The 22,908-nt window shown below is 69.5% G+C and carries 21 protein-coding genes and 1 tRNA gene; 9 read left to right on the top strand and 13 right to left on the bottom strand.

The window, feature by feature from the left end; genetic code table 11:
* Nucleotides 1-103: 103 nt before the first annotated feature.
* From AB0G79_RS01365 to dnaA, 11 genes are all read right to left on the bottom strand, one after another.
* Complete coding sequence (locus AB0G79_RS01365) at nt 104-1,411, bottom strand: hypothetical protein (RefSeq protein ID WP_360798289.1); 1,308 nt, start codon at nt 1,409-1,411, stop codon at nt 104-106.
* Between the two features lie 149 nt (nt 1,412-1,560).
* Nucleotides 1,561-1,695 (bottom strand): DLW-39 family protein, encoded by a 135-nt coding sequence (locus tag AB0G79_RS01360; protein WP_003958712.1) that lies wholly within the window; start codon nt 1,693-1,695, stop codon nt 1,561-1,563.
* A gap of 155 nt (nt 1,696-1,850) precedes the next feature.
* A tRNA-Ile gene (locus AB0G79_RS01355) sits at nt 1,851-1,924 on the bottom strand.
* A 110-nt stretch (nt 1,925-2,034) separates the two neighbouring features.
* Entirely contained in the window at nt 2,035-2,643 is a 609-nt protein-coding gene (locus AB0G79_RS01350) for a DUF3566 domain-containing protein (RefSeq protein ID WP_360798287.1), read from the bottom strand.
* A gap of 106 nt (nt 2,644-2,749) precedes the next feature.
* A complete protein-coding gene (gene gyrA / locus AB0G79_RS01345) occupies nt 2,750-5,338 on the bottom strand; it encodes a DNA gyrase subunit A (RefSeq protein ID WP_360798285.1) in 2,589 nt (862 codons plus the stop codon).
* A gap of 41 nt (nt 5,339-5,379) precedes the next feature.
* A complete protein-coding gene (gene gyrB, locus AB0G79_RS01340; RefSeq protein WP_360798283.1) occupies nt 5,380-7,410 on the bottom strand; it encodes a DNA topoisomerase (ATP-hydrolyzing) subunit B in 2,031 nt (676 codons plus the stop codon).
* Nucleotides 7,411-7,919: 509 nt separating this feature from the next.
* The gene (locus AB0G79_RS01335) at nt 7,920-8,474 is read right to left on the bottom strand and encodes a DciA family protein (RefSeq protein WP_360799139.1); all 555 of its coding nucleotides are present in this window, start codon (nt 8,472-8,474) and stop codon (nt 7,920-7,922) included.
* Between the two features lie 17 nt (nt 8,475-8,491).
* Nucleotides 8,492-9,613, bottom strand: a complete 1,122-nt coding sequence (gene recF / locus AB0G79_RS01330) for a DNA replication/repair protein RecF (RefSeq protein ID WP_360798281.1) — start codon at nt 9,611-9,613, stop codon at nt 8,492-8,494.
* A 59-nt stretch (nt 9,614-9,672) separates the two neighbouring features.
* Entirely contained in the window at nt 9,673-10,551 is an 879-nt protein-coding gene (gene gnd, locus AB0G79_RS01325) for a phosphogluconate dehydrogenase (NAD(+)-dependent, decarboxylating) (protein WP_360798279.1), read from the bottom strand.
* Nucleotides 10,552-10,661: 110 nt separating this feature from the next.
* Entirely contained in the window at nt 10,662-11,792 is a 1,131-nt protein-coding gene (gene dnaN, locus AB0G79_RS01320) for a DNA polymerase III subunit beta (protein ID WP_360798277.1), read from the bottom strand.
* 852 nt (nt 11,793-12,644) lie between these two features.
* A complete protein-coding gene (gene dnaA, locus AB0G79_RS01315) occupies nt 12,645-14,423 on the bottom strand; it encodes a chromosomal replication initiator protein DnaA (protein ID WP_360798275.1) in 1,779 nt (592 codons plus the stop codon).
* Between the two features lie 350 nt (nt 14,424-14,773).
* Here dnaA and rpmH point away from each other — a divergent pair, with 350 nt between their 5' ends.
* From rpmH to AB0G79_RS01270, 9 genes are all read left to right on the top strand, one after another.
* Entirely contained in the window at nt 14,774-14,911 is a 138-nt protein-coding gene (gene rpmH / locus AB0G79_RS01310; protein ID WP_006381191.1) for a 50S ribosomal protein L34, read from the top strand.
* A 21-nt stretch (nt 14,912-14,932) separates the two neighbouring features.
* Nucleotides 14,933-15,304: a ribonuclease P protein component gene (rnpA, locus tag AB0G79_RS01305; RefSeq protein ID WP_360798273.1), complete on the top strand. Its 372-nt coding sequence runs from the start codon at nt 14,933-14,935 to the stop codon at nt 15,302-15,304.
* Nucleotides 15,301-15,627 carry a membrane protein insertion efficiency factor YidD gene (yidD, locus tag AB0G79_RS01300; RefSeq protein WP_360798271.1) on the top strand — a complete coding sequence of 109 codons (327 nt, stop codon included), beginning with the start codon at nt 15,301-15,303 and terminating at the stop codon, nt 15,625-15,627. The genes rnpA and yidD overlap by 4 nt, the downstream gene beginning before the upstream one ends.
* A gap of 3 nt (nt 15,628-15,630) precedes the next feature.
* On the top strand, nt 15,631-16,923 hold the full coding sequence (gene yidC, locus AB0G79_RS01295; protein ID WP_360798269.1) for a membrane protein insertase YidC: 1,293 nt from the start codon (nt 15,631-15,633) through the stop codon (nt 16,921-16,923).
* 13 nt (nt 16,924-16,936) lie between these two features.
* Nucleotides 16,937-17,452 (top strand): R3H domain-containing nucleic acid-binding protein, encoded by a 516-nt coding sequence (locus AB0G79_RS01290; protein ID WP_360798267.1) that lies wholly within the window; start codon nt 16,937-16,939, stop codon nt 17,450-17,452.
* 118 nt (nt 17,453-17,570) lie between these two features.
* Complete coding sequence (gene rsmG, locus AB0G79_RS01285; protein WP_360798265.1) at nt 17,571-18,287, top strand: 16S rRNA (guanine(527)-N(7))-methyltransferase RsmG; 717 nt, start codon at nt 17,571-17,573, stop codon at nt 18,285-18,287.
* A gap of 236 nt (nt 18,288-18,523) precedes the next feature.
* Nucleotides 18,524-19,615 carry an AAA family ATPase gene (locus tag AB0G79_RS01280; RefSeq protein WP_360798263.1) on the top strand — a complete coding sequence of 364 codons (1,092 nt, stop codon included), beginning with the start codon at nt 18,524-18,526 and terminating at the stop codon, nt 19,613-19,615.
* The gene (locus AB0G79_RS01275; RefSeq protein WP_360798261.1) at nt 19,612-20,640 is read left to right on the top strand and encodes a ParB/RepB/Spo0J family partition protein; all 1,029 of its coding nucleotides are present in this window, start codon (nt 19,612-19,614) and stop codon (nt 20,638-20,640) included. The genes AB0G79_RS01280 and AB0G79_RS01275 overlap by 4 nt, the downstream gene beginning before the upstream one ends.
* A gap of 161 nt (nt 20,641-20,801) precedes the next feature.
* Nucleotides 20,802-21,419, top strand: coding sequence for a GNAT family N-acetyltransferase (locus AB0G79_RS01270; RefSeq protein WP_360798259.1), 618 nt, complete (start codon nt 20,802-20,804; stop codon nt 21,417-21,419).
* Between the two features lie 76 nt (nt 21,420-21,495).
* On the opposite strand, the gene trxA is transcribed toward AB0G79_RS01270, so the two are convergent.
* Both trxA and trxB read right to left on the bottom strand, forming a co-directional pair.
* Complete coding sequence (gene trxA, locus AB0G79_RS01265; protein WP_360798257.1) at nt 21,496-21,819, bottom strand: thioredoxin; 324 nt, start codon at nt 21,817-21,819, stop codon at nt 21,496-21,498.
* Nucleotides 21,820-21,865: 46 nt separating this feature from the next.
* Nucleotides 21,866-22,831 (bottom strand): thioredoxin-disulfide reductase, encoded by a 966-nt coding sequence (gene trxB / locus AB0G79_RS01260; RefSeq protein ID WP_360798255.1) that lies wholly within the window; start codon nt 22,829-22,831, stop codon nt 21,866-21,868.
* Nucleotides 22,832-22,908: the final 77 nt, after the last annotated feature.

The raw sequence follows: 22,908 nt of genomic DNA, 5'->3' as shown, positions 1-22,908 counted from the left end.
CGACAGGGGCGACAAGGGCTCTCCCGGGGCGGGAACAGCACGCCGGAGAGCCCCTACGGGCTCTCCCCGCCCTTCCGCGCCCTTTCCGCGCCCTTCCCGGCTGCTACGCCGTCCGGCGCCGCGCGAGGGCCGTCCACGCGCCCAGGCCGAGCAGGAGCACGCTCCCGGTCCCGATCCCGGCCGCTGCGACGACCCGCATGGTCCCGCTCCGCTCCTCGGCCGCCATGCCCTCGGCCCCGCTCGCGCCGCTCTCCGCCGCGGCCTTGTCCCCCGCGGTCACCGCGAACGGGCCGGGGTCCCCGTCGTACCCGGGACCGGGCTTCGCCGTGCCCGTGATGCCGACGCGGAGCGTGAGGGGCACGGGCGCGTCCCCGTACTCCTCGGCGATCTCCGGGCTGAGCGTGGCCGTCAGGTAGTACCAGCCCGCGAAGCGCATGCCGTTGGTGGCGTCGTTGTACGAGGTGCGGTTCTCGTGGGCGACGGGCCGCAGCGGGTCGAGGGCGAGCGTCGAGGGCTTGCCGTCGTAGCTGCCGGAGTACTCGTCGACGTGGCCGAACGCCGGGTTCACCAGGGAGACCGCGAGGGCGCTGCCGACGTACTCGTCGCCGGTCGCGCTGCTGCCGAGCTCCGCCGTCGCGAAGAGCTGCTGGCCCCAGTCGACGGGCACCCGGAAGTAGAGGGTCTGGCCGGGCCTGATGTCGGCGCGCCACTCGCCCTCGCGCAGCGAGGCGGCGTCGGCGAAGCCGTCCCCGCCCTGGCGCGGCCGCGGACCGCCGGTGGGCGGCGCGGGCGTGGCGGAGGGCCAGGCCTCGGGGAGTTCGGTCGGTCCGGCCTTCTTCGGGCGGGGCTCGGTCAGGTGCCGGATCTCCAGCTCCCAGTCGTCCGGGCTGGACGTGGGCTTGGAGGTGCGCTCGACGAGGACGTAGAAGGCGCCGGCGCCCTGGCAGCTCGTCGCGTCGGGGTCGATGGTCCGGCGGGCGTACGCGGCGAGGGGGCGCGGGTACTCGGAGGAGGAGAACAGCGTCTGCTGGGAGCCGCAGTCGGTGCCGCTGCCGTCCTGGAGGGTCACCTTGACCCCGTCGCCGTACGCGACGAGGCCGCCGGGCTTCGGTACGGCGACGACGGAGACGTAGGCGTCGAGCCGGTCGTCGAGGTCGACGCGGTAGTAGACCTTGCCGTCCTTCCCGAGCGAGTCGCGGTAGACCTCCCCGGGCTTCAGCCGCGTGGCGTTCGCGCTGGAGGCGGCGCCCTTCACCCGCTGGGCCGTGGCGTCGAAGGCGTACGGGGGAAGGGGGGCGCCACCGGCCGCCCGGGCCTGCGCCGGCCCGCCCGTCGCCGCCACCGCCCCCACCGTCAGCACCGCGGCGGCCAGTACCGCCGCTCTCCGTCCGGTCCCGGTCCGCTTCCTCACGCGCCACCCCTCGACTTCACGTAAGCAACTGATCGTTTTGCTCAGGCAAAGCGAAGCCCCGGCCCGCTCGCGCGCGGCCGGGGCTTCACCCACAGACGGTCTTCGTCAGACGGTCTTCGTCAGACAGTCGGCGTCAGACGGTCTTCGTCTCAGACACCCGAACCTGCGGGCACGGAGTCGGTCGCCTCCGTCCACAGGTCCTGCTCGGCGCGGTCCGCCTGGATCTGGCGGTACACGAGGAGCCCGCCGATGGCGGCCAGTGCGACCAGGAGAAGCTTCTTCACCGCGAGACCTCGTCTTTCATTGACGTAGGGGGACTTCTGGCGTTCTGCCGCCCACTCTACACATCGACCGATACCGATCGGTGACCTACCGGCGCTTAAACCCCGTACAAACAAATCGACCCGGATGAAGGAATCATCCGGGTCGATCTGAACTGTGGGGCTAACAGGATTTGAACCTGTGGCCTCATCCTTATCAGGGATGCGCTCTAACCAACTGAGCTATAGCCCCGCCGCGCTTTGCGGTGTGTGTCCCGCGCGCTGACTCCTGAACATTAGCGCACGTGGGGGCCAGTCCCAAAATCGGTTCCTGGAGTGGCCCCCACGCGGGCCGCGCGAGGACTACTCGTCCTCGGCCAGCGTCAGCTCCACGCCGCCGACGAACCCGGCGGAGAGGTTGTAGATGAACGCGCCGAGCGTCGCCAGAGCGGTCATCAGGACCACGTCGATCACCGCGATCACCGAGGTGAACGTCAGGACCCGCGGCAGCGACAGGAAGGACTGCAGATCGAAGCCGTTGGACTCGTTGGAGCCCGTGGCCTCGCTGATCGTGCCGCCGACCGTGGAGAAGACGCCCATGGAGTCCATGACCATCCACAGCACCGCCGCGGCCACGACCGTGCAGATGCCCAGCGCGATGGAGAGCAGGAAGCTCACCTTCATCACCGACCACGGATCGGCCTTGGCCACCCGCAGGCGCGCCTTGCGGGTGCGCGGCGTCGTGCGCGCGCCCGTACGCGGCCTGCGCACGGCCCCCGTGCCCGTCTGGCCGCCCAGCGTGCCGCCTGCCAGGCCGCCGGCCTGGCCACCCGCCTGACCGCCCGACGCCGGAGCGCCGTACGCCTGCGGCGGGTGGTACGGGCCGCTCGGCTGCTGCGTGTTGGCACGCTCGCCGGGCAGAGGCCCGCTGTATGTCTCGTACGAGGACTGCTGCCCCCGACTGTCCGTCACCGCAACCCCCTGGGAGTCCGTGGCGGGGCCACGGGCGCCGTTCGCTCCAGCACCGGCAGAAGCTCCGGCAGCCGCCGATCCGGCGCCCGTGGCTCCACTCACGCTCTTACTCCTCGTGCTCCCCGGCCGGGGGCTCGGTGCCCTCGGCCACTGCCTCGACCGCCTCGGTGTCGTCCTCGACCGCGTCGACGTCCTCGTCTTCGCTGGCGCCCTCGGCGTTCCGTGCGATGCCGACGACGGCATCGCGCTTGCCCAGGTTGATCAGCTGGACGCCCATGGTGTCACGGCCGGTCTCCCTGACTTCGTTGACTCGCGTGCGAATCACACCGCCGGACAGCGTGATGGCGAGGATCTCGTCGGTCTCCTCGACCACCAGCGCGCCCACGAGCGAGCCGCGGTCCTCGACGATCTTGGCGGCCTTGATACCGAGGCCGCCACGGCCCTGGACGCGGTACTCGTCGACGGGGGTGCGCTTCGCGTACCCGCCGTCGGTCGCGGTGAAGACGAACGTACCCGGCCGGACGACATTCATCGAGAGCAGTTCGTCGTCCTCGCGGAAACTCATGCCCTTGACGCCCGAGGTCGCGCGGCCCATCGGGCGCAGCGCGTCGTCCGTGGCGGTGAAGCGGATGGACTGCGCCTTCCTGGAGACCAGGAGCAGGTCGTCCTCGGCGGAGACCAGCTCGGCGCCGATCAGCTCGTCGTCACTGCCGTCCTCCCGCTCGCGCAGGTTGATGGCGATGACGCCGCCGGAGCGGGGCGAGTCGTAGTCCTTCAGCGCGGTCTTCTTCACGAGGCCGGCCTTGGTGGCGAGCACCAGGTAGGGCGCGGCGTCGTAGTCGCGGATCGCGAGGATCTGGGCGATCTGCTCGTCCGGCTGGAAGGCGAGGAGGTTCGCGACGTGCTGGCCGCGGGCGTCGCGGCCGGCGTCGGGCAGCTCGTACGCCTTGGCGCGGTAGACCCGGCCCTTGTTGGTGAAGAAGAGCAGCCAGTGGTGGGTGGTGGAGACGAAGAAGTGGTCGACGATGTCGTCCTGCTTCAGCTTCGTCCCGCGCACGCCCTTGCCGCCGCGCTTCTGCGACCGGTAGTCCTCGGTCTTGGTGCGCTTCACGTAGCCGCCACGCGTGATGGTGACGACGATGTCCTCCTCGGCGATGAGGTCCTCGATGGACATGTCACCGTCGAAGGGCACCAGCTTGGAGCGGCGGTCGTCGCCGAACTTCTCGACGAGCGCGGCCAGCTCCTCGCTGACGATGGTCCGCTGCTTCTCCGGCGAGGCCAGGATCGCGTTGTACTCGTTGATCTTCGCCTGGAGCTCGTCGTGCTCGGCGACGATCTTCTGGCGTTCCAGGGCGGCCAGGCGGCGGAGCTGCATCTCCAGGATCGCGTTGGCCTGGATCTCGTCGATCGTCAGCAGGTCCATGAGGCCCGCGCGGGCGACCTCGACGGTGTCGCTGCGCCGGATGAGGGCGATGACCTCGTCGATGGCGTCGAGGGCCTTGAGGAGGCCGCGCAGGATGTGGGCGCGCTCCTCGGCCTTGCGCAGCCGGAACTTCGTCCGGCGGACGATGACCTCGATCTGGTGCGTCACCCAGTGGCGGATGAACGCGTCGAGGGAGAGCGTGCGCGGCACACCGTCGACGAGCGCGAGCATGTTCGCGCCGAAGTTCGACTGCAGGTCGGTGTGCTTGTAGAGGTTGTTCAGGACGACCTTGGCGACGGCGTCGCGCTTGAGCACGATGACGAGGCGCTGGCCGGTGCGGGACGAGGTCTCGTCGCGGACGTCGGCGATGCCGCCGATCTTGCCGTCCTTGACGAGGTCGGCGATCTTCTGCGCCAGGTTGTCCGGGTTGGTCTGGTACGGGAGCTCCGTGACCACCAGGCACTGGCGGTTCTGGATCTCCTCGACCTCGACGACCGCGCGCATCGTGATGGAGCCGCGGCCGGTGCGGTACGCCTCCTCGATGCCCTTGCGGCCGACGACGAGCGCGCCGGTCGGGAAGTCGGGGCCCTTGATGCGCTCGATGAGCGCGTCGAGGAGCTCCTCGTGGGAGGCCTCGGGGTGGGCGAGGTACCACTGCGCGCCGTCCGCGACCTCGCGGAGGTTGTGCGGCGGGATGTTGGTGGCCATGCCGACGGCGATGCCGGCGGAGCCGTTGACGAGCAGGTTCGGGAACCGGGCCGGGAGGACCGTCGGCTCCTGGTTGCGGCCGTCGTAGTTGTCCTGGAAGTCGACGGTCTCCTCGTCGATGTCCCGGACCATCTCCATCGACAGCGGCGCCATCTTGCACTCGGTGTAGCGCATGGCGGCGGCCGGGTCGTTGCCCGGGGAGCCGAAGTTGCCGTTGGAGTCGACGAGCGGGAGGCGCATCGACCAGGGCTGGGCGAGGCGGACGAGCGCGTCGTAGATCGAGGTGTCGCCGTGCGGGTGGTACGTACCCATGACGTCACCGACGACGCGGGCGCACTTGTAGAAGCCCTTCTCGGGCCGGTAGCCGCCGTCGTACATCGCGTACAGCACGCGCCGGTGGACGGGCTTGAGGCCGTCACGGACGTCGGGGAGCGCGCGGGACACGATGACGGACATCGCGTAGTCGAGGTACGAGCGCTGCATCTCGGTCTCGAGCCCGACGGGCTCGATCCGGAGCACCGGCTCCTGCTCTTCGGTGGTGCCAGGGGTGTTTTCGTCGGCCATTGCTGGTCGTCAGTCCTTTCGTACGGTCAGCTGAGACCGACTCAGATGTCGAGGAAGCGAACGTCCTTGGCGTTGCGCTGGATGAACGAGCGGCGTGCCTCGACGTCCTCGCCCATCAGCACCGAGAACAGGTCGTCGGCCTGCGCCGCGTCGTCCAGGGTGACCTGGCCGAGGACGCGGTGCTCGACGTCCATGGTGGTGACGCGCAGCTCCTCGGCGTTCATCTCGCCGAGGCCCTTGAAGCGCTGGATCGAGTCTTCCCTGATCCGCTTGCCGTTCTGCTTGCCCAGCTCGACGAGCGCGTCCCGCTCGCGGTCCGAGTACGCGTACTCGAAGTCGTCCCGGCCCCACTTGATCTTGTAGAGCGGGGGGCGGGACAGGTAGACGTGCCCGGCCTCGACCAGCGGCCGCATGAAGCGGAAGAGGAAGGTCAGGAGCAGGGTGTTGATGTGCTGACCGTCGACGTCGGCGTCCGCCATCAGGATGATCTTGTGATAGCGGAGCTTCTCGATGTCGAAGTCCTCGTGGACACCGGTGCCGAAGGCGGAGATCAGCGCCTGGACCTCGGTGTTCTGGAGGATCTTGTCGATACGGGCCTTCTCGACGTTCAGGATCTTGCCGCGGATCGGCAGGATGGCCTGGTACATCGGGTTTCGGCCGGACTTGGCCGAGCCGCCGGCGGAGTCACCCTCGACGATGAAGATCTCGCACTTGGTGGGGTCGTTCGACTGGCAGTCGGAGAGCTTGCCCGGCAGGGAGGCCGACTCCAGGAGGCCCTTGCGGCGGGTGAGGTCGCGGGCCTTGCGGGCGGCCACGCGCGCGGTGGCGGCGGTGATGCCCTTGCGGATGATGTCCGCGGCCTCGTTGGGGTTGCGGTCGAACCAGTCCGTCAGGTGCTCGAAGACGACCTTCTGGACGAAGGTCTTCGCCTCGGTGTTGCCGAGCTTCGTCTTGGTCTGGCCCTCGAACTGCGGCTCGCCGAGCTTGACCGAGATGATCGCGGTCAGACCCTCGCGGATGTCGTCGCCGGTGAGGTTGTCGTCCTTCTCGCGGAGCAGCTTCTTGTCGCGCGCGTACTTGTTGACGAGCGTCGTCAGCGCGGCGCGGAAGCCCTCCTCGTGCGTACCGCCCTCGTGCGTGTGGATCGTGTTCGCGAACGAGTACACGCCCTCGCTGTACGAGGAGTTCCACTGCATCGCGATCTCGACCGAGAGCATGCGCTCCTTGTCCTCGGCCTCGACGTCGATGACGGTGGGGTGGATGAGCTCGCCCTTGCGCGAGTTCAGGTACTTCACGAAGTCGACGATGCCGCCCTCGTAGTGGTACTTGACCGTGCGCGCGGCCGGCTCGGCGGAGGCCTCGGCGTCCGGGTCGTCGGCGCCGACGGTGGCCTTCGCGGACTCCCGCTCGTCGGTGAGCTGGATGGTCAGGCCCTTGTTGAGGAAGGCCATCTCCTGGAAGCGGCGCGAGAGCGTCTCGAAGGAGTACTCGGTCGTCTCGAAGATGTCCGGGTCGGACCAGAAGGTGACCGTGGTGCCGGTCTCCGTGGTCTCCTCGTGCTTCGCGAGGGGGGCGGTGGGGACGCCCATCTTGTAGTCCTGCGTCCAGCGGTGTCCGTCGGTCTTGACCTCGACGGACACGCGCGTGGACAGGGCGTTCACGACCGAGACGCCGACGCCGTGGAGGCCGCCGGAGACCGCGTAGCCGCCGCCGCCGAACTTGCCGCCCGCGTGCAGCACGGTCAGGACGACCTCGACGGCCGGCTTGCCCTCGGACGGGACGATGCCGACCGGGATGCCGCGGCCGTTGTCGACGACGCGGACGCCGCCGTCGGCGAGGATCGTCACGTCGATGGTGTCGGCGTGGCCGGCCAGGGCTTCGTCGACCGAGTTGTCGACGACCTCCTGCACCATGTGGTGCAGACCGCGCTCACCGGTCGAGCCGATGTACATGCCAGGGCGCTTGCGCACGGCATCCAGGCCTTCGAGGACCTGGATGTTGCTGGCGGTGTACTGGTTGTTCTCGTTGGGGTTGCCGGAATCGGCCACGAAGCGCCCTTTCTGGCACAGCACAGGCCGTTCTCCGGGCATACGGGAGCGGCTGCGTCGTTCGACATGTTCCGCAGGGTGGCGGGATTGTCTCCCAGTCTACCGGTAGCGCCGACAGTCATGGGGGTTTGGCGGTCCCTGAGTCCGCATGTGCCGCCCTCGCCGGGACCAAGACGACTCCCCATATCCAGACAGGCCCCCCAGAGCCCCCTGACGGCCACCCAGCGCTTCGCCCCCGTACCGTCCGCCACCGAAACCCGCCACCGGACACTGGCAGCGTTGCGAGCCCACGTCCCGCACCGCGTTGTGGGCGTGCGTTCCGCACCGCGTTGTGGGCATGCGTTCCGCCGGGGCCGGGGGTCCCCCCTGCTCGAAGAGCGGGGCGGGTGGGCACGACGCACACCAGCGCAGCGCGCCCTCTGCCTGGACCCGCCCCCGTAGGACCCGGCCCGTACGGCCGGAAACGCACAGGGGGCCGGCGTCCATGGACACCAGCCCCGCACCCGCACCGCCGGCGCCCAGCCGCCCGCGCCCTAGCCGTACGTGTCCCCGGGCCCCACGGACCCCGGAGCCCGCAACGGCCCGTACCCCCGCCGGGGCCCCTGCGGCCCCAGCACCTTGATCAACCGCACCGTCCCGTGCCCGAGGTCCTCGTTCAGCCGGGCGACCAGGCGCGGTGCGAGCAGCCGCAGCTGCGTCGCCCACGCCGTGGAGTCGCACTGCACGGTCAGCACCCGCGCGTCCGGCTCCTCGTCGAACCGCACCGGCACGCAGTGCTTCGCCAGGTCCTCGCCCACGATCTGGGGCCACCGGCCCATGACCCCGCCGACCGCCGCCGGCGTCTCCCAGCCGCGCTCGGTGATCAGCCGGTTGATCGCCGCGCCGAGCGCCATGGGGTCGCGCCCGTCGGCGCGCGCGCCGGAGCGCAGGCCGCCCCCGCGCCGTGCCTGCTTCTTCTGCTGCGCCGCCGCGCCCTTCGCCCGCGCCTGTTCCTTGGCCGCGCGCAGCGCGACCCGGGCGAGGTCCACACCCGAGGCCTCGGGCACGGCGGGCTTGTCCACAGGCTGTGGGGAGTTTTCCCCGTTCACGCCACCGGCACCGGCGCTCATACCCGCTCCACCGTCCCTCCGGACACCGCGTACCGCGCCCCCACGAGCACCCCCGGCACGTCGTCGTCCACGGCCGCGGTGACGAGCACCTGCTCGCCGCCCGCGACCAGCTCCGCGAGCCGCTCCCGGCGCCGCGCGTCGAGCTCGGCGAAGACGTCGTCGAGGACGAGCACGGGTTCGTTGCCCTCGGAGCGGAGCAGGTCGTACGAGGCCAGGCGCAGCGCGAGCGCGTACGACCAGGACTCCCCGTGGCTCGCGTACCCCTTCGCCGGCAGGTCGCCGAGGCGCAGCAGCAGGTCGTCGCGGTGCGGCCCGACGAGCGTGACGCCCCGCTCGACCTCCTGCTTGCGGACCTCGCCGAGCGCGGCGAGCAGCTGCTCGTACAGCTCCTCGCGGCTCTGCCCGGCGCCCGGAGCGGAGGGCTTGTACTCCAGGAGCAGCGGCCCGCCGCCGGGCGCGAGCTGTTCGTACGCCTTGTCGGCCAGCGGCTGGAGGGTGTGGACGAGGTCGAGCCGCTGCGCGAGCAGCTCGGCTCCGGCGCGCGCGAGGTGCTGGTCCCACACGTCGAGGGTGGACAGGTCCATGCCGCGCCCGCCGTGCCGCCGCGCCATGGCGGCGGACTTCAGGAGCGTGTTGCGCTGTTTGAGGACGCGCTCGTAGTCGGAGCGCACGCCCGCCATGCGCGGCGTGCGCGCCGTGACGAGTTCGTCGAGGAAGCGCCGGCGCTCGCCGGGGTCGCCCTTCACGAGGGCGAGGTCCTCGGGCGCGAAGAGCACGGTCCGGACGATCCCCAGCACGTCACGCGGTCTGACCTGCGAGGACCTGTTGATGCGGGCACGGTTGGCACGGCCCGGGTTGAGTTCGAGCTCGACGAGCTGGGAGCGCTCGCCCTGGGTGACGGCGGCGCGGATGATCGCGCGCTCGGCCCCCATCCGTACGAGCGGCGCGTCGGAGGCGACGCGGTGGCTGCCGAGGGTCGCGAGGTAGCCGACCGCCTCGACGAGGTTGGTCTTCCCCTGGCCGTTGGCCCCCACGAAAGCGGTGACGCCCGGGTCGAGCGGAACCTCGACCCGGGCGTACGAGCGGAAGTCGGCCAGCGAGAGATGCGTGACGTGCATGGTGGGCGCCGACCTTCTTCCCCCGGCGGCTGTGCACCGCGGGGTGCACAGCCTGTGGATTACTTCTTCGTCTCGACCGCGTGGCCACCGAACTGGTTGCGCAGCGCGGCGATCATCTTCATCTGCGGGGAGTCGTCCTGGCGGGAGGCGAACCGCGCGAACAGCGACGCGGTGATCGCCGGCAGCGGGACGGCGTTGTCGATGGCGGCCTCGACCGTCCACCGGCCCTCGCCGGAGTCCGACGCGTAGCCGCGGAGACCGTCCAGGTGCTCGTCCTCGTCGAGGGCGTTCACCGCGAGGTCGAGCAGCCAGGAACGGATGACCGTGCCCTCCTGCCAGGAGCGGAAGACCTCGCGCACGTCCGTGACGGAGTCGACCTTCTCCAGGAGCTCCCAGCCCTCGGCGTAGGCCTGCATCATGGCGTACTCGATGCCGTTGTGGACCATCTTCGCGAAGTGGCCGGCGCCGACCTTGCCGGCGTGGACCGAGCCGAACTCGCCCTCGGGCTTGAGGGCGTCGAAGATCGGCTGGACCTTCGCGACGTCCTCGGCGGAGCCGCCGTACATCAGCGCGTAGCCGTTCTCCAGGCCCCAGACGCCGCCGGAGACGCCGCAGTCGACGAACCCGATGCCCTTGGCGGCGAGCTCCTCGGCGTGCTTCTCGTCGTCGGTCCAGCGGGAGTTCCCGCCGTCCACGACGATGTCGCCGGGGGAGAGCAGGTCGGCCAGCTCGTCGATCGTGGACTGGGTCGCGGCACCGGCCGGGACCATCACCCAGACGACGCGCGGGCCCTTGAGCTTGCCCACAAGCTCTTCCAGGCTGTGGACATCGGCGAGGTCCGGGTTGCGGTCGTATCCGATGACGGTGTGGCCTGCGCGGCGAATGCGCTCGCGCATGTTGCCGCCCATCTTGCCGAGACCGACGAGACCGAGCTCCATCAGAGATTCCTTAAGCGTCGTGTGCGGTGTACCCGGGACCGAGCCTACGCCCGGCCCCCGCCGCACACCTGTGGGGTCAGCCGCTCAGGCGATGACCCCGTTTCCGCTCGTCAGCCCGACAGACGCACCGGCATGATCAGGTACTTGTACGCCTCGTCCGCCTCCGCGTCGAGCGCGGGCTTGCCGCTCAGGAGCGCGGGCTTCGTGGACGTGGTGAAGGAGAGCTGGGCGACCGGGGAGTCGATCGCGCTCAGGCCGTCCAGGAGGAAGGTCGGGTTGAAGGCGATCGAGATGTCGTCGCCGTCGAGCTGCGCGTCGACCCTTTCCACAGCCTGTGCGTCGTCGCTGGAGCCGGCCTCCAGGATCAGCACGCCCTGCTCGAAGCTCAGGCGGACCGGCGTGTTGCGCTCGGCGACCAGGGCCACGCGCTTGACGGCCTCGACGAACGGCGCGGTCTCGATCACGGCGACCGAGTTGAACTCGGTCGGGAAGAGCGTCCGGTACTTCGGCAGGTCGCCTTCCAGGAGGCGGGTGGTGGTGCGGCGGCCCGCGCCCTCGAAGCCGATGAGGCCCTCGCCCTTGCCGGAGCCCGAGAGCGCCAGGGTGACCGTGTCGCCGCTCGTGAGGGCCTTGGCGGTGTCCAGGAGCGTCTTGGCGGGCACCAGGGCCACGGCGGACGCCTCGGGGGACTCCGGCTTCCACAGGAACTCGCGGACCGCGAAGCGGTAGCGGTCGGTGGAGGCCAGGGTGACCGTGTCGCCCTCGATCTCGATGCGCACACCGGTGAGGACGGGCAGCGTGTCGTCACGGCCGGCGGCGATGGCCACCTGGGCGGCGGCGGAGGCGAAGACCTCGCCGGGGACCGTGCCGGTCGCGGTGGGCATCTCCGGCAGCGCCGGGTACTCCTCCACAGGCAGGGTGTGGAGGGTGAAGCGGGAGGAGCCGCAGACCACGGTGGCCCGTACACCGTCTGTGGAGATCTCCACCGGACGGTTGGGGAGGGCGCGGCAGATGTCGGCGAGCAGACGGCCCGAGACGAGGACGGTGCCGTCCTCCTCGACCTCCGCCTCGACGGAGACGCGGGCCGAGACCTCGTAGTCGAAGCTCGAGAAGCTCAGCGCGCCGTCCTCGGCCTTCAGCAGAAGGCCCGCGAGGACGGGGGCCGGCGGACGGGCCGGGAGGCTGCGGGCCACCCAGGCCACCGCCTCGGCGAGTACGTCGCGCTCCACCCGGATCTTCACCGGAACCGCCTCCTGCTTGTTGCTGGCTCTTCGTCGACTGCGGGAACCAGTCTGACGTACGCCGCCGACACTCGTCGCTGCTCCTGGGTCAAATCGCGACGAGGGCGCGTCGGAGCTCCGGAGGCGAGTTGTCCACACGTCCCACTTCGAAGCGAATTCCGGGCTAACTCTATGTGGGAGTAGTAGTAGGGCCTGTGGAAACCGTGGATAACGTCGTTTTCGCAGGTCAGGCGCGGTTTTTTGTCCACCGACCCTGTGGGTGGAACCAGTGGACAACCGGGGTGTTCTGTGGACACCCGAAAGTTCTGCACACCCGATACACAGGCCACGGGGAGTTCTCCCCAGCACTGTCCCCAGCTTTCCCCAGGTTCCCCACAGCCCAAACGTCTCCCTTGGTGTGACGGCTTTCACTCCGGCCGGTGAGCGGGGGTGTTTCGTTGCCGAACAGTGGACAGCGGTGTGGAGAAGCTGTGGGCAACCGACCCCTGCCTGTGGGCAGCCAGTGGACAACCGTCGAGGCCCCCTGTGGACGAAGGATTCATCCACAGGCTGTGGAGATCGTTTGCCAACAATTCCACAGGGGTCTGACCTGGGGTGATGAACTGTCACCAGGCTGGCCTGTGGACACATTCCGGATAACTCCGTAGTCCCCACCCTGTGGACGGGAGATCATCCCCCAATCTGTGGAGAACCTGCCACCGGAACGGAGTAATCGAACAGCCCGCGCTCGTACACAGCTGTGCACGGTGGGGCTGTGTACGACGAAGAAGGCGTCCGCGGACGCCGAAGGGCGCCCCGGGAGGTGTCCCGAGGCGCCCTTCGGAGGCTCTGGAGGCCCTGATCGGCCTTGTGTCAGCCGTTCTTGATGCGGTTGGTGAGCTCGGTGACCTGGTTGTAGATGGAGCGTCGCTCCGCCATCAGGGCGCGGATCTTCCGGTCCGCGTGCATCACCGTCGTGTGGTCGCGCCCGCCGAACTGCGCGCCGATCTTCGGCAGCGACAGGTCCGTCAGCTCACGGCACAGGTACATCGCGATCTGCCGGGCCGTCACCAGGACGCGGCTGCGCGAGGATCCGCAGAGGTCCTCCACCGTCAGCCCGAAGTAGTCGGCCGTGGCCGCCATGATGGCCGGGGCGGTGATCTCCGGCGAGCTGTCCTCGCCACCCGGGATCAGGTCCTTGAGGACGATCTCGGTCAGCCCCAGGTCCACCGGCTGCCTGTTGAGGCTCGCGAAGGCCGTCACCCGGATCAGCGCGCCCTCCAGCTCACGGATGTTCCGCGAGATCCGGGAGGCGATGAACTCCAGCACCTCCGGCGGGGCGTTCAGCTGCTCCTGCACCGCCTTCTTGCGGAGGATCGCGATGCGCGTCTCCAGCTCCGGCGGCTGCACGTCGGTGGTGAGGCCCCACTCGAAGCGGTTGCGGAGCCGGTCCTCCAGGGTCACCAGCTGCTTGGGCGGCCGGTCCGAGGAGAGCACGATCTGCTTGTTCGCGTTGTGGAGCGTGTTGAACGTGTGGAAGAACTCCTCCTGCGTCGACTCCTTGCTCGCGAGGAACTGGATGTCGTCGACGAGCAGGATGTCCACGTCCCGGTACCGCTTGCGGAACGCGTCGCCCTTGCCGTCGCGGATCGAGTTGATGAACTCGTTCGTGAACTCCTCCGAGCTCACGTACCGCACGCGCGTGCCCGGGTAGAGGCTCCGCGCGTAGTGCCCGATCGCGTGCAGCAGGTGGGTCTTGCCGAGACCCGACTCCCCGTAGACGAAGAGCGGGTTGTACGCCTTCGCCGGCGCCTCGGCCACCGCGACGGCGGCGGCGTGCGCGAACCGGTTCGAGGAACCGATGACGAAGGTGTCGAAGAGGTACTTGGGGTTCAGGCGCGCGTGCTGCTCGTTCGGCGCCCCGGAACCGCCCTGGCCGGAGGAGCCCGCACCGGGACCGCCCTGCAGGTGACCGCCGCCGGGGACCGGACCGCCGCCCGGCCGGGGACCGGGACGGGCACCGGGGCCCTGCGGTTCGGGAAGCTCCGCGCGCTCGGGGCGCTGCGGCTGCTCGTACCCGCGGGCGGGCTCGTCGTACCGGGTCTGCCGGGACTGCTCGGGGCCGGTGTACGGAGCGCGCTCCTGGTAACCGCCGAGCCGCGGCTGCTGCCAGGACAGGTCCTCCTGGGTGCGCGGCCAGGAGCCCGGGTCGGGCCGCTGCGGCTGCTGGTACTCCGGGTAGGCCGGCCGCACGGTCGGCAGCGTGTCCTCGGGGAGCTGACGGTGTCCGTACCCTTCGTACTTCTCGTACGCGTCGGGCTGCGGGCGCTCGTCGTAGCGCGGCTGCTGCGCGGGGGGCGCCGGCGGGGTCGGCTCGCCGACGGAGTCGTCGACGGTGATGGCGATCCGGATCGGACGCCCGCACTCGCGGCTGAGGGTCTCGCTGATCAACGGGGCCAGGCGGCCTTCGAGGACGCGCTTCCCCCACTCGTTGGGCACGGCGAGCAGAGCGGTGTCGGCGACCAGGGCCAGCGGCTGGCAGCGCTCGATCCACTGCTTGTCCTTGGCCTCGATCCCTTGCTGGCCCTCGCCGAGGAGCTGCTCGAGGACGCGTGGCCACACTGCGGCAAGATCGGCAGGTACGTCAGCCACGGAGCACGCTTTCTCGCAGAGGATCAGGTGAGGAAGGACAGGAGAGGACAGAAGGGAAAAGACTGTGGAGTCTCCCCACGGTAGTCGGGGCGGCTGACGCGGTTCAAGTTGTTGTCCACAGCCTGTGCATAATGGACCATGGCGACAGGTCGGTTTGACCGGATGGCGTAGCCGCGCGTACCGTGACCAGGTCGAGTTGTCGATGGCTGCTGCCGCCTGCCTCCGATGGGCGAAGATCACAGATTTGTGGTCGAGAAGCGGTGCAATCGGGCGTTACGAGCTACTCGTGGGCGCACGGTGACAGCCAGGCGATGTCCCGCCACCACCCGAATCATTTCTGGAGCCCCCGAGTGAGCAAGCGCACCTTCCAGCCGAACAACCGTCGTCGCGCGAAGACCCACGGCTTCCGCCTGCGCATGCGTACCCGTGCCGGCCGCGCCATCCTGGCGAACCGCCGTGGCAAGGGTCGCGCGAGCCTGTCCGCCTGATCCACTTAATCAGGTCATGACGTGCTGCCTACCGAGAATCGGCTGAGGCGGCGCGAGGACTTCGCCACCGCGGTACGCCGAGGTCGCCGGGCCGGTCGCCCGCTCCTCGTCGTCCACCTACGCAGCGGTGCAACGGACCCGCACGCGTCCGGGGAGAGCGTTTCCCCTGCGCGTGCGGGTTTCGTCGTGAGCAAGGCCGTGGGCGGTGCGGTTGTGCGCAACCAGGTGAAGCGTCGCCTGCGCCACCTTCTCCGAGACCGACTCGCCGAGCTGCCTCCCGGTAGCCTGGTGGTCGTACGGGCGTTGCCCGGAGCCGGTGACGCCGACCACGCACAGCTGGCCCGAGACCTGGACGCCGCTCTCCAGCGGCTGCTGGGAGGGGGCGCGCGATGAAGTACCCGCTGCTGGCTCTCATCAAGCTGTACCAGTGGACGATCAGCCCCCTTCTGGGCCCCGTCTGCCGGTACTACCCGTCGTGTTCCCACTACGGATTCACGGCCATCGACCGACATGGCGCGATCAAGGGCACGGCCCTGACCGGCTGGCGCATCCTGCGGTGCAATCCGTGGTCGCCGGGCGGTGTGGACCATGTCCCCGCGCGCAAGCGCCCCCGCTGGCACGAAATGCTGAGGAACGCGCTGCGCGGCGACACGGGCGGGTCCACCGCCGAGACGAGCCCGGCCGCAGAGACCTCGCCCAATGCTCAAGGAGCCTGATTAGTGGACACGATTGCCAGTCTGTTCAGCTTCATCACCACACCTGTCTCATGGGTGATCGTCCAGTTCCACACGGTGTACGGGAAGATCTTCGGCCCTGACACCGGCTGGGCCTGGGGCCTCTCCATCGTGTCCCTCGTGGTGCTGATCCGTATCTGCCTGATCCCGCTGTTCGTCAAGCAGATCAAGTCGACGCGGAACATGCAGGCGCTCCAGCCGAAGATGAAGGCGATCCAGGAGCGCTACAAGAGCGACAAGCAGCGTCAGTCCGAAGAGATGATGAAGCTGTACAAGGAGACGGGTACCAACCCGCTCTCCTCGTGCCTTCCCATCCTGGCGCAGTCGCCGTTCTTCTTCGCGCTGTACCACGTGCTCTCCAGCATCGCCTCGGGCCAGACCATCGGCGTCATCGACGAGTCTCTGCTCGCCAGCGCCCGGAAGGCCCACATCTTCGGCGCTCCGCTCGCCTCGAAGTTCACCGACAGCGCCGCCGAGGTCGCCGCGCTCGACGCCGACATCACCGCGGTCCGCATCGTCACCGCGATCATGATCATCCTGATGTCGGCCTCGCAGTTCTTCACCCAGCGCCAGCTGATGACGAAGAACGTCGACCTCTCGGTGAAGACCCCGTACATGCAGCAGCAGAAGATGCTCATGTACATCTTCCCGGTGATCTTCGCCGTCATGGGTATCAACTTCCCCGTCGGTGTCCTCGTCTACTGGCTGACCACCAACGTGTGGACCATGGGCCAGCAGATGTACGTGATCAACCAGAACCCGACGCCGGGCAGCAAGGCCCAGGACGCGTACCTCCAGCGCCTGCTGAAGAACATCACCGCGCACAGCGAGGTCCGCGGCCGTCGCCGCAAGAACATCGTCAAGGTCATCGTCGCCAAGGGCTCCGACCGCAACGAGCAGGAGCGCCGCTTCTTCACGGGCCTGAACAAGGCCGGCTTCGCCGCCCAGGCCGACGGCACCGTGATCAAGAGCGACACGATCGCGGCCGAGGCCGAGGCCGCCGGTGCGGCCGCCAAGCGGCAGCAGCCCAAGCGCCAGACCAAGTCGCAGCGCCAGTCCGGGGCCCAGCAGACCAAGGGCACCGAGGCCGACGAGTCGGCGGAGGCCACCGAGGAGACCGTCTCGGACTCCGAGCCGAAGACCTCGCTGGAGAAGAAGCAGGACACCCCCGCCAAGGGCGGCACGCAGGGCCAGGGGTCCGGCCGCAGCCGCGCCACCGGCGGCAACCGCCAGCGCAAGGGCCCGCAGCGCCCCAAGCACCCGTCGTCCAAGAAGTAAGAGGAGACCATCCGTGTCGGAAGGCACCACCACCTCCGCCGCCGCCGAGGGTGGCGACACCCTCACCCGCCTGGAGCAGGAGGGTGAGATCGCGGCCGACTACCTCGAGGGTCTGCTCGACATCGCCGACCTCGACGGCGACATCGACATGGACGTCGAGGCGGACCGCGCCGCGGTCTCGATCGTCAGCGACTCCAGCAGCCGCGACCTCCAGAAGCTCGTGGGCCGCGACGGCGAGGTCCTGGAGGCTCTCCAGGAGCTGACGCGCCTGGCCGTGCACCGCGAGACCGGTGACCGCAGCCGCCTCATGCTCGACATCGCCGGCTTCCGCGCCCAGAAGCGCACCGAGCTCGCCGAGCTGGGCGCCAAGGCCGCGGCCGAGGTCAAGGCCTCCGGTGAGCCGGTGAAGCTGGACCCGATGACCCCGTTCGAGCGCAAGGTCGTGCACGACGCGATTGCCGCCGCCGGTCTGCGCAGCGAGTCCGAGGGCGAGGAGCCGCAGCGCTTCGTCGTCGTGCTCCCGGCCTGACCCCCTTCGCAGTGTCGGCCCCGTCTGTTCGCAGGCGGGGCCGATCTTTGTCAGCCTGATAGTTCAGCCATCACAGTGCGCTCGCAGGGAATGCCTGCGGTACGGAAGGACGGTTCCCGTGACGGAGGCAGCGGAGCTCCCCGAGGCGCCGGAGCAGGCGCGGACAGTCTTCGGTGAGTACTTCCCGGAGGCCGTGCGGTACGCGGAGCTCCTCGCGGACGCGGGTGTGAAGCGCGGCTTGATCGGCCCGCGCGAGGTCCCGCGACTGTGGGAGCGGCACCTGCTGAACTGCGCGGTCCTCTCGGAGGTCGTCCCCGAGGGCGTCACGGTCTGCGATGTCGGCTCGGGCGCCGGGCTCCCCGGCATCCCGCTGGCGTTGGTCCGGCCGGACCTCAAGATCACCCTTCTTGAGCCGCTGCTGCGCCGCACGAACTTCCTCCAGGAGGTCGTCGAGCTCCTGGGCCTCGACCACGTGACCGTCGTCCGTGGCCGGGCGGAGGAGATGCTCGGCAAGATCACGCCCGTTCACGTGGTGACCGCCCGCGCGGTGGCTCCCCTGGACCGGCTCGCTGGCTGGGGCGTTCCGCTGCTGCGGCCCTACGGCGAGATGCTGGCGCTCAAGGGCGACACCGCCGAGGAGGAGATCAACGGCGCCCGCGCCGCGCTCTCCAAGCTCGGTGTGGTGGAGACCTCGGTGTTGCAGGTGGGCGAAGGGATCGTCGACCCCCTGTCCACGGTCGTCCGGGTGGAGGTCGGCGAGAGCCCGGGTGGCGTGCGCTTCGCGGCGAAGCGGGCCAAGGCCGCGCGGACGAGCAAGACCCGTCGGCGCCGCTGAGCGCCGCATACGTCCGTTATCGGAGTGTCGAACGGCTGTGACCGGGCGGCAGGGGCATGGTGTTTCACGTGAAACGTCGCTCCCTGCTCCAGGGGATCATCAGCCGCGGCCGGGCGGCTGCCGCACCCCGGGACCGTCAGCCTCGCGTGAAGCCACTCGCGAGGGTGACGGACTTGTCCACAGAAGTGGAATCATCCACAGAAGCACTGACCTCGCTGGTTCGCGACCCCGAAAGCATGACAGGCTCTGCTCGTCGCGAGCCTGAAGCCGAGGAGAGTGAATCCATGCGGTCCGACGCCAACATCGCGGGACCGATGACCGATCCGGTCCCCGGTCCCCGCACCGAATCGGCGGGGGAGGATGTTTCACGTGAAACGCTGCCCCCGATGGACGACACCCCCATCGGCCGAGCCGCCCAGCTGGCGGTAGAGGCCCTGGGCCGTGCCGGCGAGGGTCTGCCCCGCCCGGCCCAGACCCGGGTGATGGTGGTCGCCAACCAGAAGGGCGGCGTGGGCAAGACGACCACGACCGTCAATCTCGCCGCCTCCCTGGCGCTGCACGGTGCCCGGGTCCTGGTCATCGACCTGGACCCGCAGGGCAATGCCTCCACGGCGCTCGGCATCGACCACCACGCCGAGGTCCCCTCGATCTACGACGTCCTCGTGGACAGTAGGCCGCTCTCCGAAGTGGTGCAGCCGGTCAAGGACGTCGAGGGCCTCTTCTGCGCCCCCGCCACCATCGATCTCGCCGGTGCGGAGATCGAGCTGGTGTCGCTGGTGGCGCGCGAGAGCAGGCTCCAGCGGGCCATCCAGGCCTACGAGCAGCCGCTCGACTACATCCTGATCGACTGCCCGCCGTCGCTCGGCCTTCTCACGGTCAACGCCATGGTCGCGGGCGCCGAGGTGCTGATCCCGATCCAGTGCGAGTACTACGCGCTGGAGGGCCTCGGCCAGCTCCTGCGGAACGTCGAACTGGTCCGGGGGCACCTGAACCCGGGACTTCACGTCTCGACCATCCTGCTCACCATGTACGACGGCCGGACGAGGCTCGCCTCGCAGGTCGCGGAAGAGGTGCGCACACACTTCGCCGAGGAGGTGCTCCGGACCAGCATTCCGCGGTCCGTCCGCATCTCCGAGGCACCGAGCTACGGGCAGACGGTGCTCACGTACGACCCGGGCTCCAGCGGTGCCCTGTCGTACCTCGAAGCGGCCCGTGAGATCGCTCTGCGGGGTGCCGCCGTGCACTACGACCCGCAGCACACCCACGCGGGGCACGCCCCTGGGGGGTACCAGAACAACCAGCGCAGCATGTCGGAGGGGATCCAGTGAGTGAGCGACGCAGGGGGTTGGGACGTGGGCTCGGTTCACTGATTCCTTCCGCCCCACAGGAACGGCCGGTGGAGCGCGGTGTGGCCGCGGCGAAGCTGGCGACGCTCCCGAAGAGCCCGCAGGCTCCGGAGTCCACCGCCGCGTGGAACGAGCCGGCGCCGGCGCCGCAGCCGGAGCCCCCGGCCGGTGCCTACTTCACAGAGCTGGCGCTCGACTCGATCGTTCCCAACCGGCACCAGCCGCGTGAGGTCTTCGACGAGGACGCCCTTGAGGAGCTTGTCGTCTCCATCAAGGAGGTCGGCCTGCTCCAGCCCATCGTCGTGCGCAAGACGGACGCCGACCGGTACGAGCTCGTCATGGGTGAGCGCCGGCTGCGCGCCTCCACGAAGGCGGGTCTCGAACGGATTCCGGCCATCGTCCGGGACACCGACGACGAGAAGATGCTCCTCGACGCCCTCCTGGAGAACCTCCACCGGGCCCAGCTGAACGCGATCGAAGAGGCTCACGCCTACGAGCAGCTGCTCAAGGACTTCGGCTGCACGCACGACCAGCTCGCGGAGCGGATCGGACGGTCCCGCCCGCAGATCACCAACACGCTGCGTCTGCTGCGTCTCTCCCTGCCGGTGCAGCGGAGGGTCGCCGCCGGGGTCCTCTCCGCCGGCCACGCGCGTGCCCTGCTCGGCGTCGAGGACCCGGAGGCCCAGGACCAGCTGGCGTACCGGATCGTCGCCGAGGGACTCTCGGTGCGTACGGTCGAGGAGATCGTGAGCCTCATGGGTTCCGAGGAGCCCACCGCGGTCAAGCCGAAGGGGCCCCGTGCCGGGGGACGCGTCTCGCCCGCTCTCTCGGAGCTCGCGACCCGTCTCTCGGACCGCTTCGAGACCCGGGTGAAGGTCGACCTGGGGCAGAAGAAGGGCAAGATCGTCGTCGAGTTCGCCTCGATGGACGACCTGGACCGCATCCTCTCGACCCTGGCTCCCGGTGAGGGACGGGTCATGGACCAGAACAAGGCCGAACAGAGCTGACGCTCCGTCGTCACCCGTGCCACACAGGGCGGGCCGCCCTCCGGATCTCCACCGGAGGACGGCCCGCCCTTTGGCTGGGACCGGTGTCCCCCTGATCGCCCGGTGGTTACGATTCTGGAAGGTGTGTCCGTTCTCGGTGGCGAGGGAAGCGAGGAGAGGCCGTGGGGCGTCGGCTCGTACCGCTCACGCTGGACAACCTTGAGGAACTTCCCCGGCGCTGTCGCTCCTGTGTCTTCTGGGAGCTCGATCCGGTGAGCGGTGAGGCCGCCGTGAAGGCGGGCCGTCCGGAGCTGGAGAAGGAGTCCTGGATCTCCGCCGTCCTGCTGGAGTGGGGTTCGTGCGGCCGGGTCATCTACGTGGACGAGGTCCCCGTCGGCTATGTCCTGTACGCGCCTCCGGCGTACGTGCCGCGTTCGACGGCCTTCCCGACGAGTCCGGTGGCAGCGGACGCCGTGCAGCTGATGACCGCCTGGATCATGCCGGGCTACCAGGGGCAGGGGCTGGGGCGGGTGGCCGTCCAGACGGTGGCCAAGGATGTGATGCGGCGGGGCTTCAAGGCGATCGAGGCGTTCGGTGACGCCCGCTGGAAGGAACCGGCCTGTGTGCTGCCGGCCGACCACCTCCTGGCCGTGGGCTTCAAGACCGTCCGTCCGCACCACGCCTACCCCCGGATGCGGCTGGAGCTCCGGACCACGCTCTCCTGGAAGGAGGACGTGGAGATGGCCCTCGACCGGCTGCTCGGCGCCGTCCAGAAGGAGCCCGCCCTCCGGCCACTCTGAGTTTGCGGACACGAGAACGGCCCGCCCCTTCGCAGGGACGGGCCGTTCTCGTGTTTCACGTGAAACGGGAAGCGTGTCAGCCGGCGACGAAGGGCTCCAGGTCGCGCAGGATGGCGGCCTTCGGCTTGGCGCCGACGATGGTCTTCACGACCTCGCCGCCCTGGTAGACGTTGAGCGTCGGGATGGACATGACGCCGTACTTCGCGGCCGTGGCCGGGTTCTCGTCGATGTTCAGCTTCACGACCTCGATCTCGCCGTGCTCGGCGGCGATGGCCTCGAGCGACGGAGCGATCTGACGGCACGGGCCGCACCAGGCAGCCCAGAAGTCCACCAGGACGGGCTTGTCGCTCTTGAGGACGTCCTCATCGAAGGAAGCGTCGGTCACGTTCTTCAGGGCCACGGCGGCCTCCTTGTTCTCGCGGGGTGTAAGGCAGGGAAAGTTCGGGTCAGACCGCGGGGGTCTCGGCCAGCTTCTCGCTGTCGGCGAGGGCGGCCAGGAAGCGCTCGGCGTCGAGTGCGGCGGAGCAGCCGGTGCCGGCGGCCGTGATGGCCTGGCGGTAGGTGTGGTCGACGACGTCGCCCGCGCCGAAGACACCGGTGAGGTTGGTACGGGTCGAGGGGGCGGCCACCTTGAGGTAACCCTCCTCGTCCAGCTCCAGCTGGCCCTTGAAGAGCTCGGTGCGCGGGTCGTGGCCGACGGCGATGAAGAGGCCGGTCACGGCCAGCTCGCGCGTCTCACCGGTCTTGGTGTCGCGCAGGGTCAGGCCGCTCAGCTTCTGGTCGCCGTGGATCGCGGTGACCTCGCTGTCCCAGGCGAAGGAGATCTTCGGGTCGGCGAAGGCACGCTCCTGCATGGCCTTGGAGGCACGCAGGGTGTCACGGCGGTGGACGATGGTGACGGACTTGGCGAAGCGCGAGAGGAAGGTCGCCTCCTCGATCGCGGTGTCGCCTCCGCCGACGACGGCGATGTCCTGGTCCTTGAAGAAGAACCCGTCGCAGGTGGCGCACCAGGAGACACCGCGGCCGGAGAGCACGTCCTCGTTGGGGAGGCCGAGCTTGCGGTGCTGGGAGCCGGTCGTGACGATGACGGCCTTGGCGCGGTGCACGGTCCCGGCGGTGTCGGTGACGGTCTTGATGTCGCCGGTCAGGTCCACGGCGACGACGTCGTCGGGGACGAGCTCGGCGCCGAAGCGCTCGGCCTGGGCCCGCATGTTGTCCATGAGGTCCGGGCCCATGATGCCGTCACGGAAGCCGGGGAAGTTCTCCACCTCGGTCGTGTTCATCAGCGCGCCACCGGCGGTGACCGCGCCCTCGAAGACCAGGGGGTTCAGCGACGCGCGCGCCGTGTAGAGCGCGGCGGTGTAACCCGCGGGCCCGGAGCCGATGATGATCACGTTACGGACGTCGCTCACGGGTTTCTTCCTCGTCTCTGCAGACTTGCCACTGCCTACGGGGGCGTTTGTCTCGGTCGCTCTCACCCCACCCAACG

Source organism: Streptomyces sp. NPDC020807 (assembly GCF_040641575.1).
Lineage (GTDB): Bacteria > Actinomycetota > Actinomycetes > Streptomycetales > Streptomycetaceae > Streptomyces.
Note: the sequence above shows the minus strand (reverse complement) of the source record. Positions and strands in the feature narration are given on the sequence as shown.

Coding starts and splice junctions, on each gene's coding strand:
- yidD (WP_360798271.1), top strand. CDS start 15,301: ATGAAGTACCCGCTGCTGGCTCTCATCAAGCTGTACCAGTGGACGATC.
- recF (WP_360798281.1), bottom strand. CDS start 9,613: ATGCACGTCACGCATCTCTCGCTGGCCGACTTCCGCTCGTACGCCCGG.
- gnd (WP_360798279.1), bottom strand. CDS start 10,551: ATGGAGCTCGGTCTCGTCGGTCTCGGCAAGATGGGCGGCAACATGCGC.
- AB0G79_RS01280 (WP_360798263.1), top strand. CDS start 18,524: ATGACAGGCTCTGCTCGTCGCGAGCCTGAAGCCGAGGAGAGTGAATCC.
- gyrA (WP_360798285.1), bottom strand. CDS start 5,338: ATGGCCGACGAAAACACCCCTGGCACCACCGAAGAGCAGGAGCCGGTG.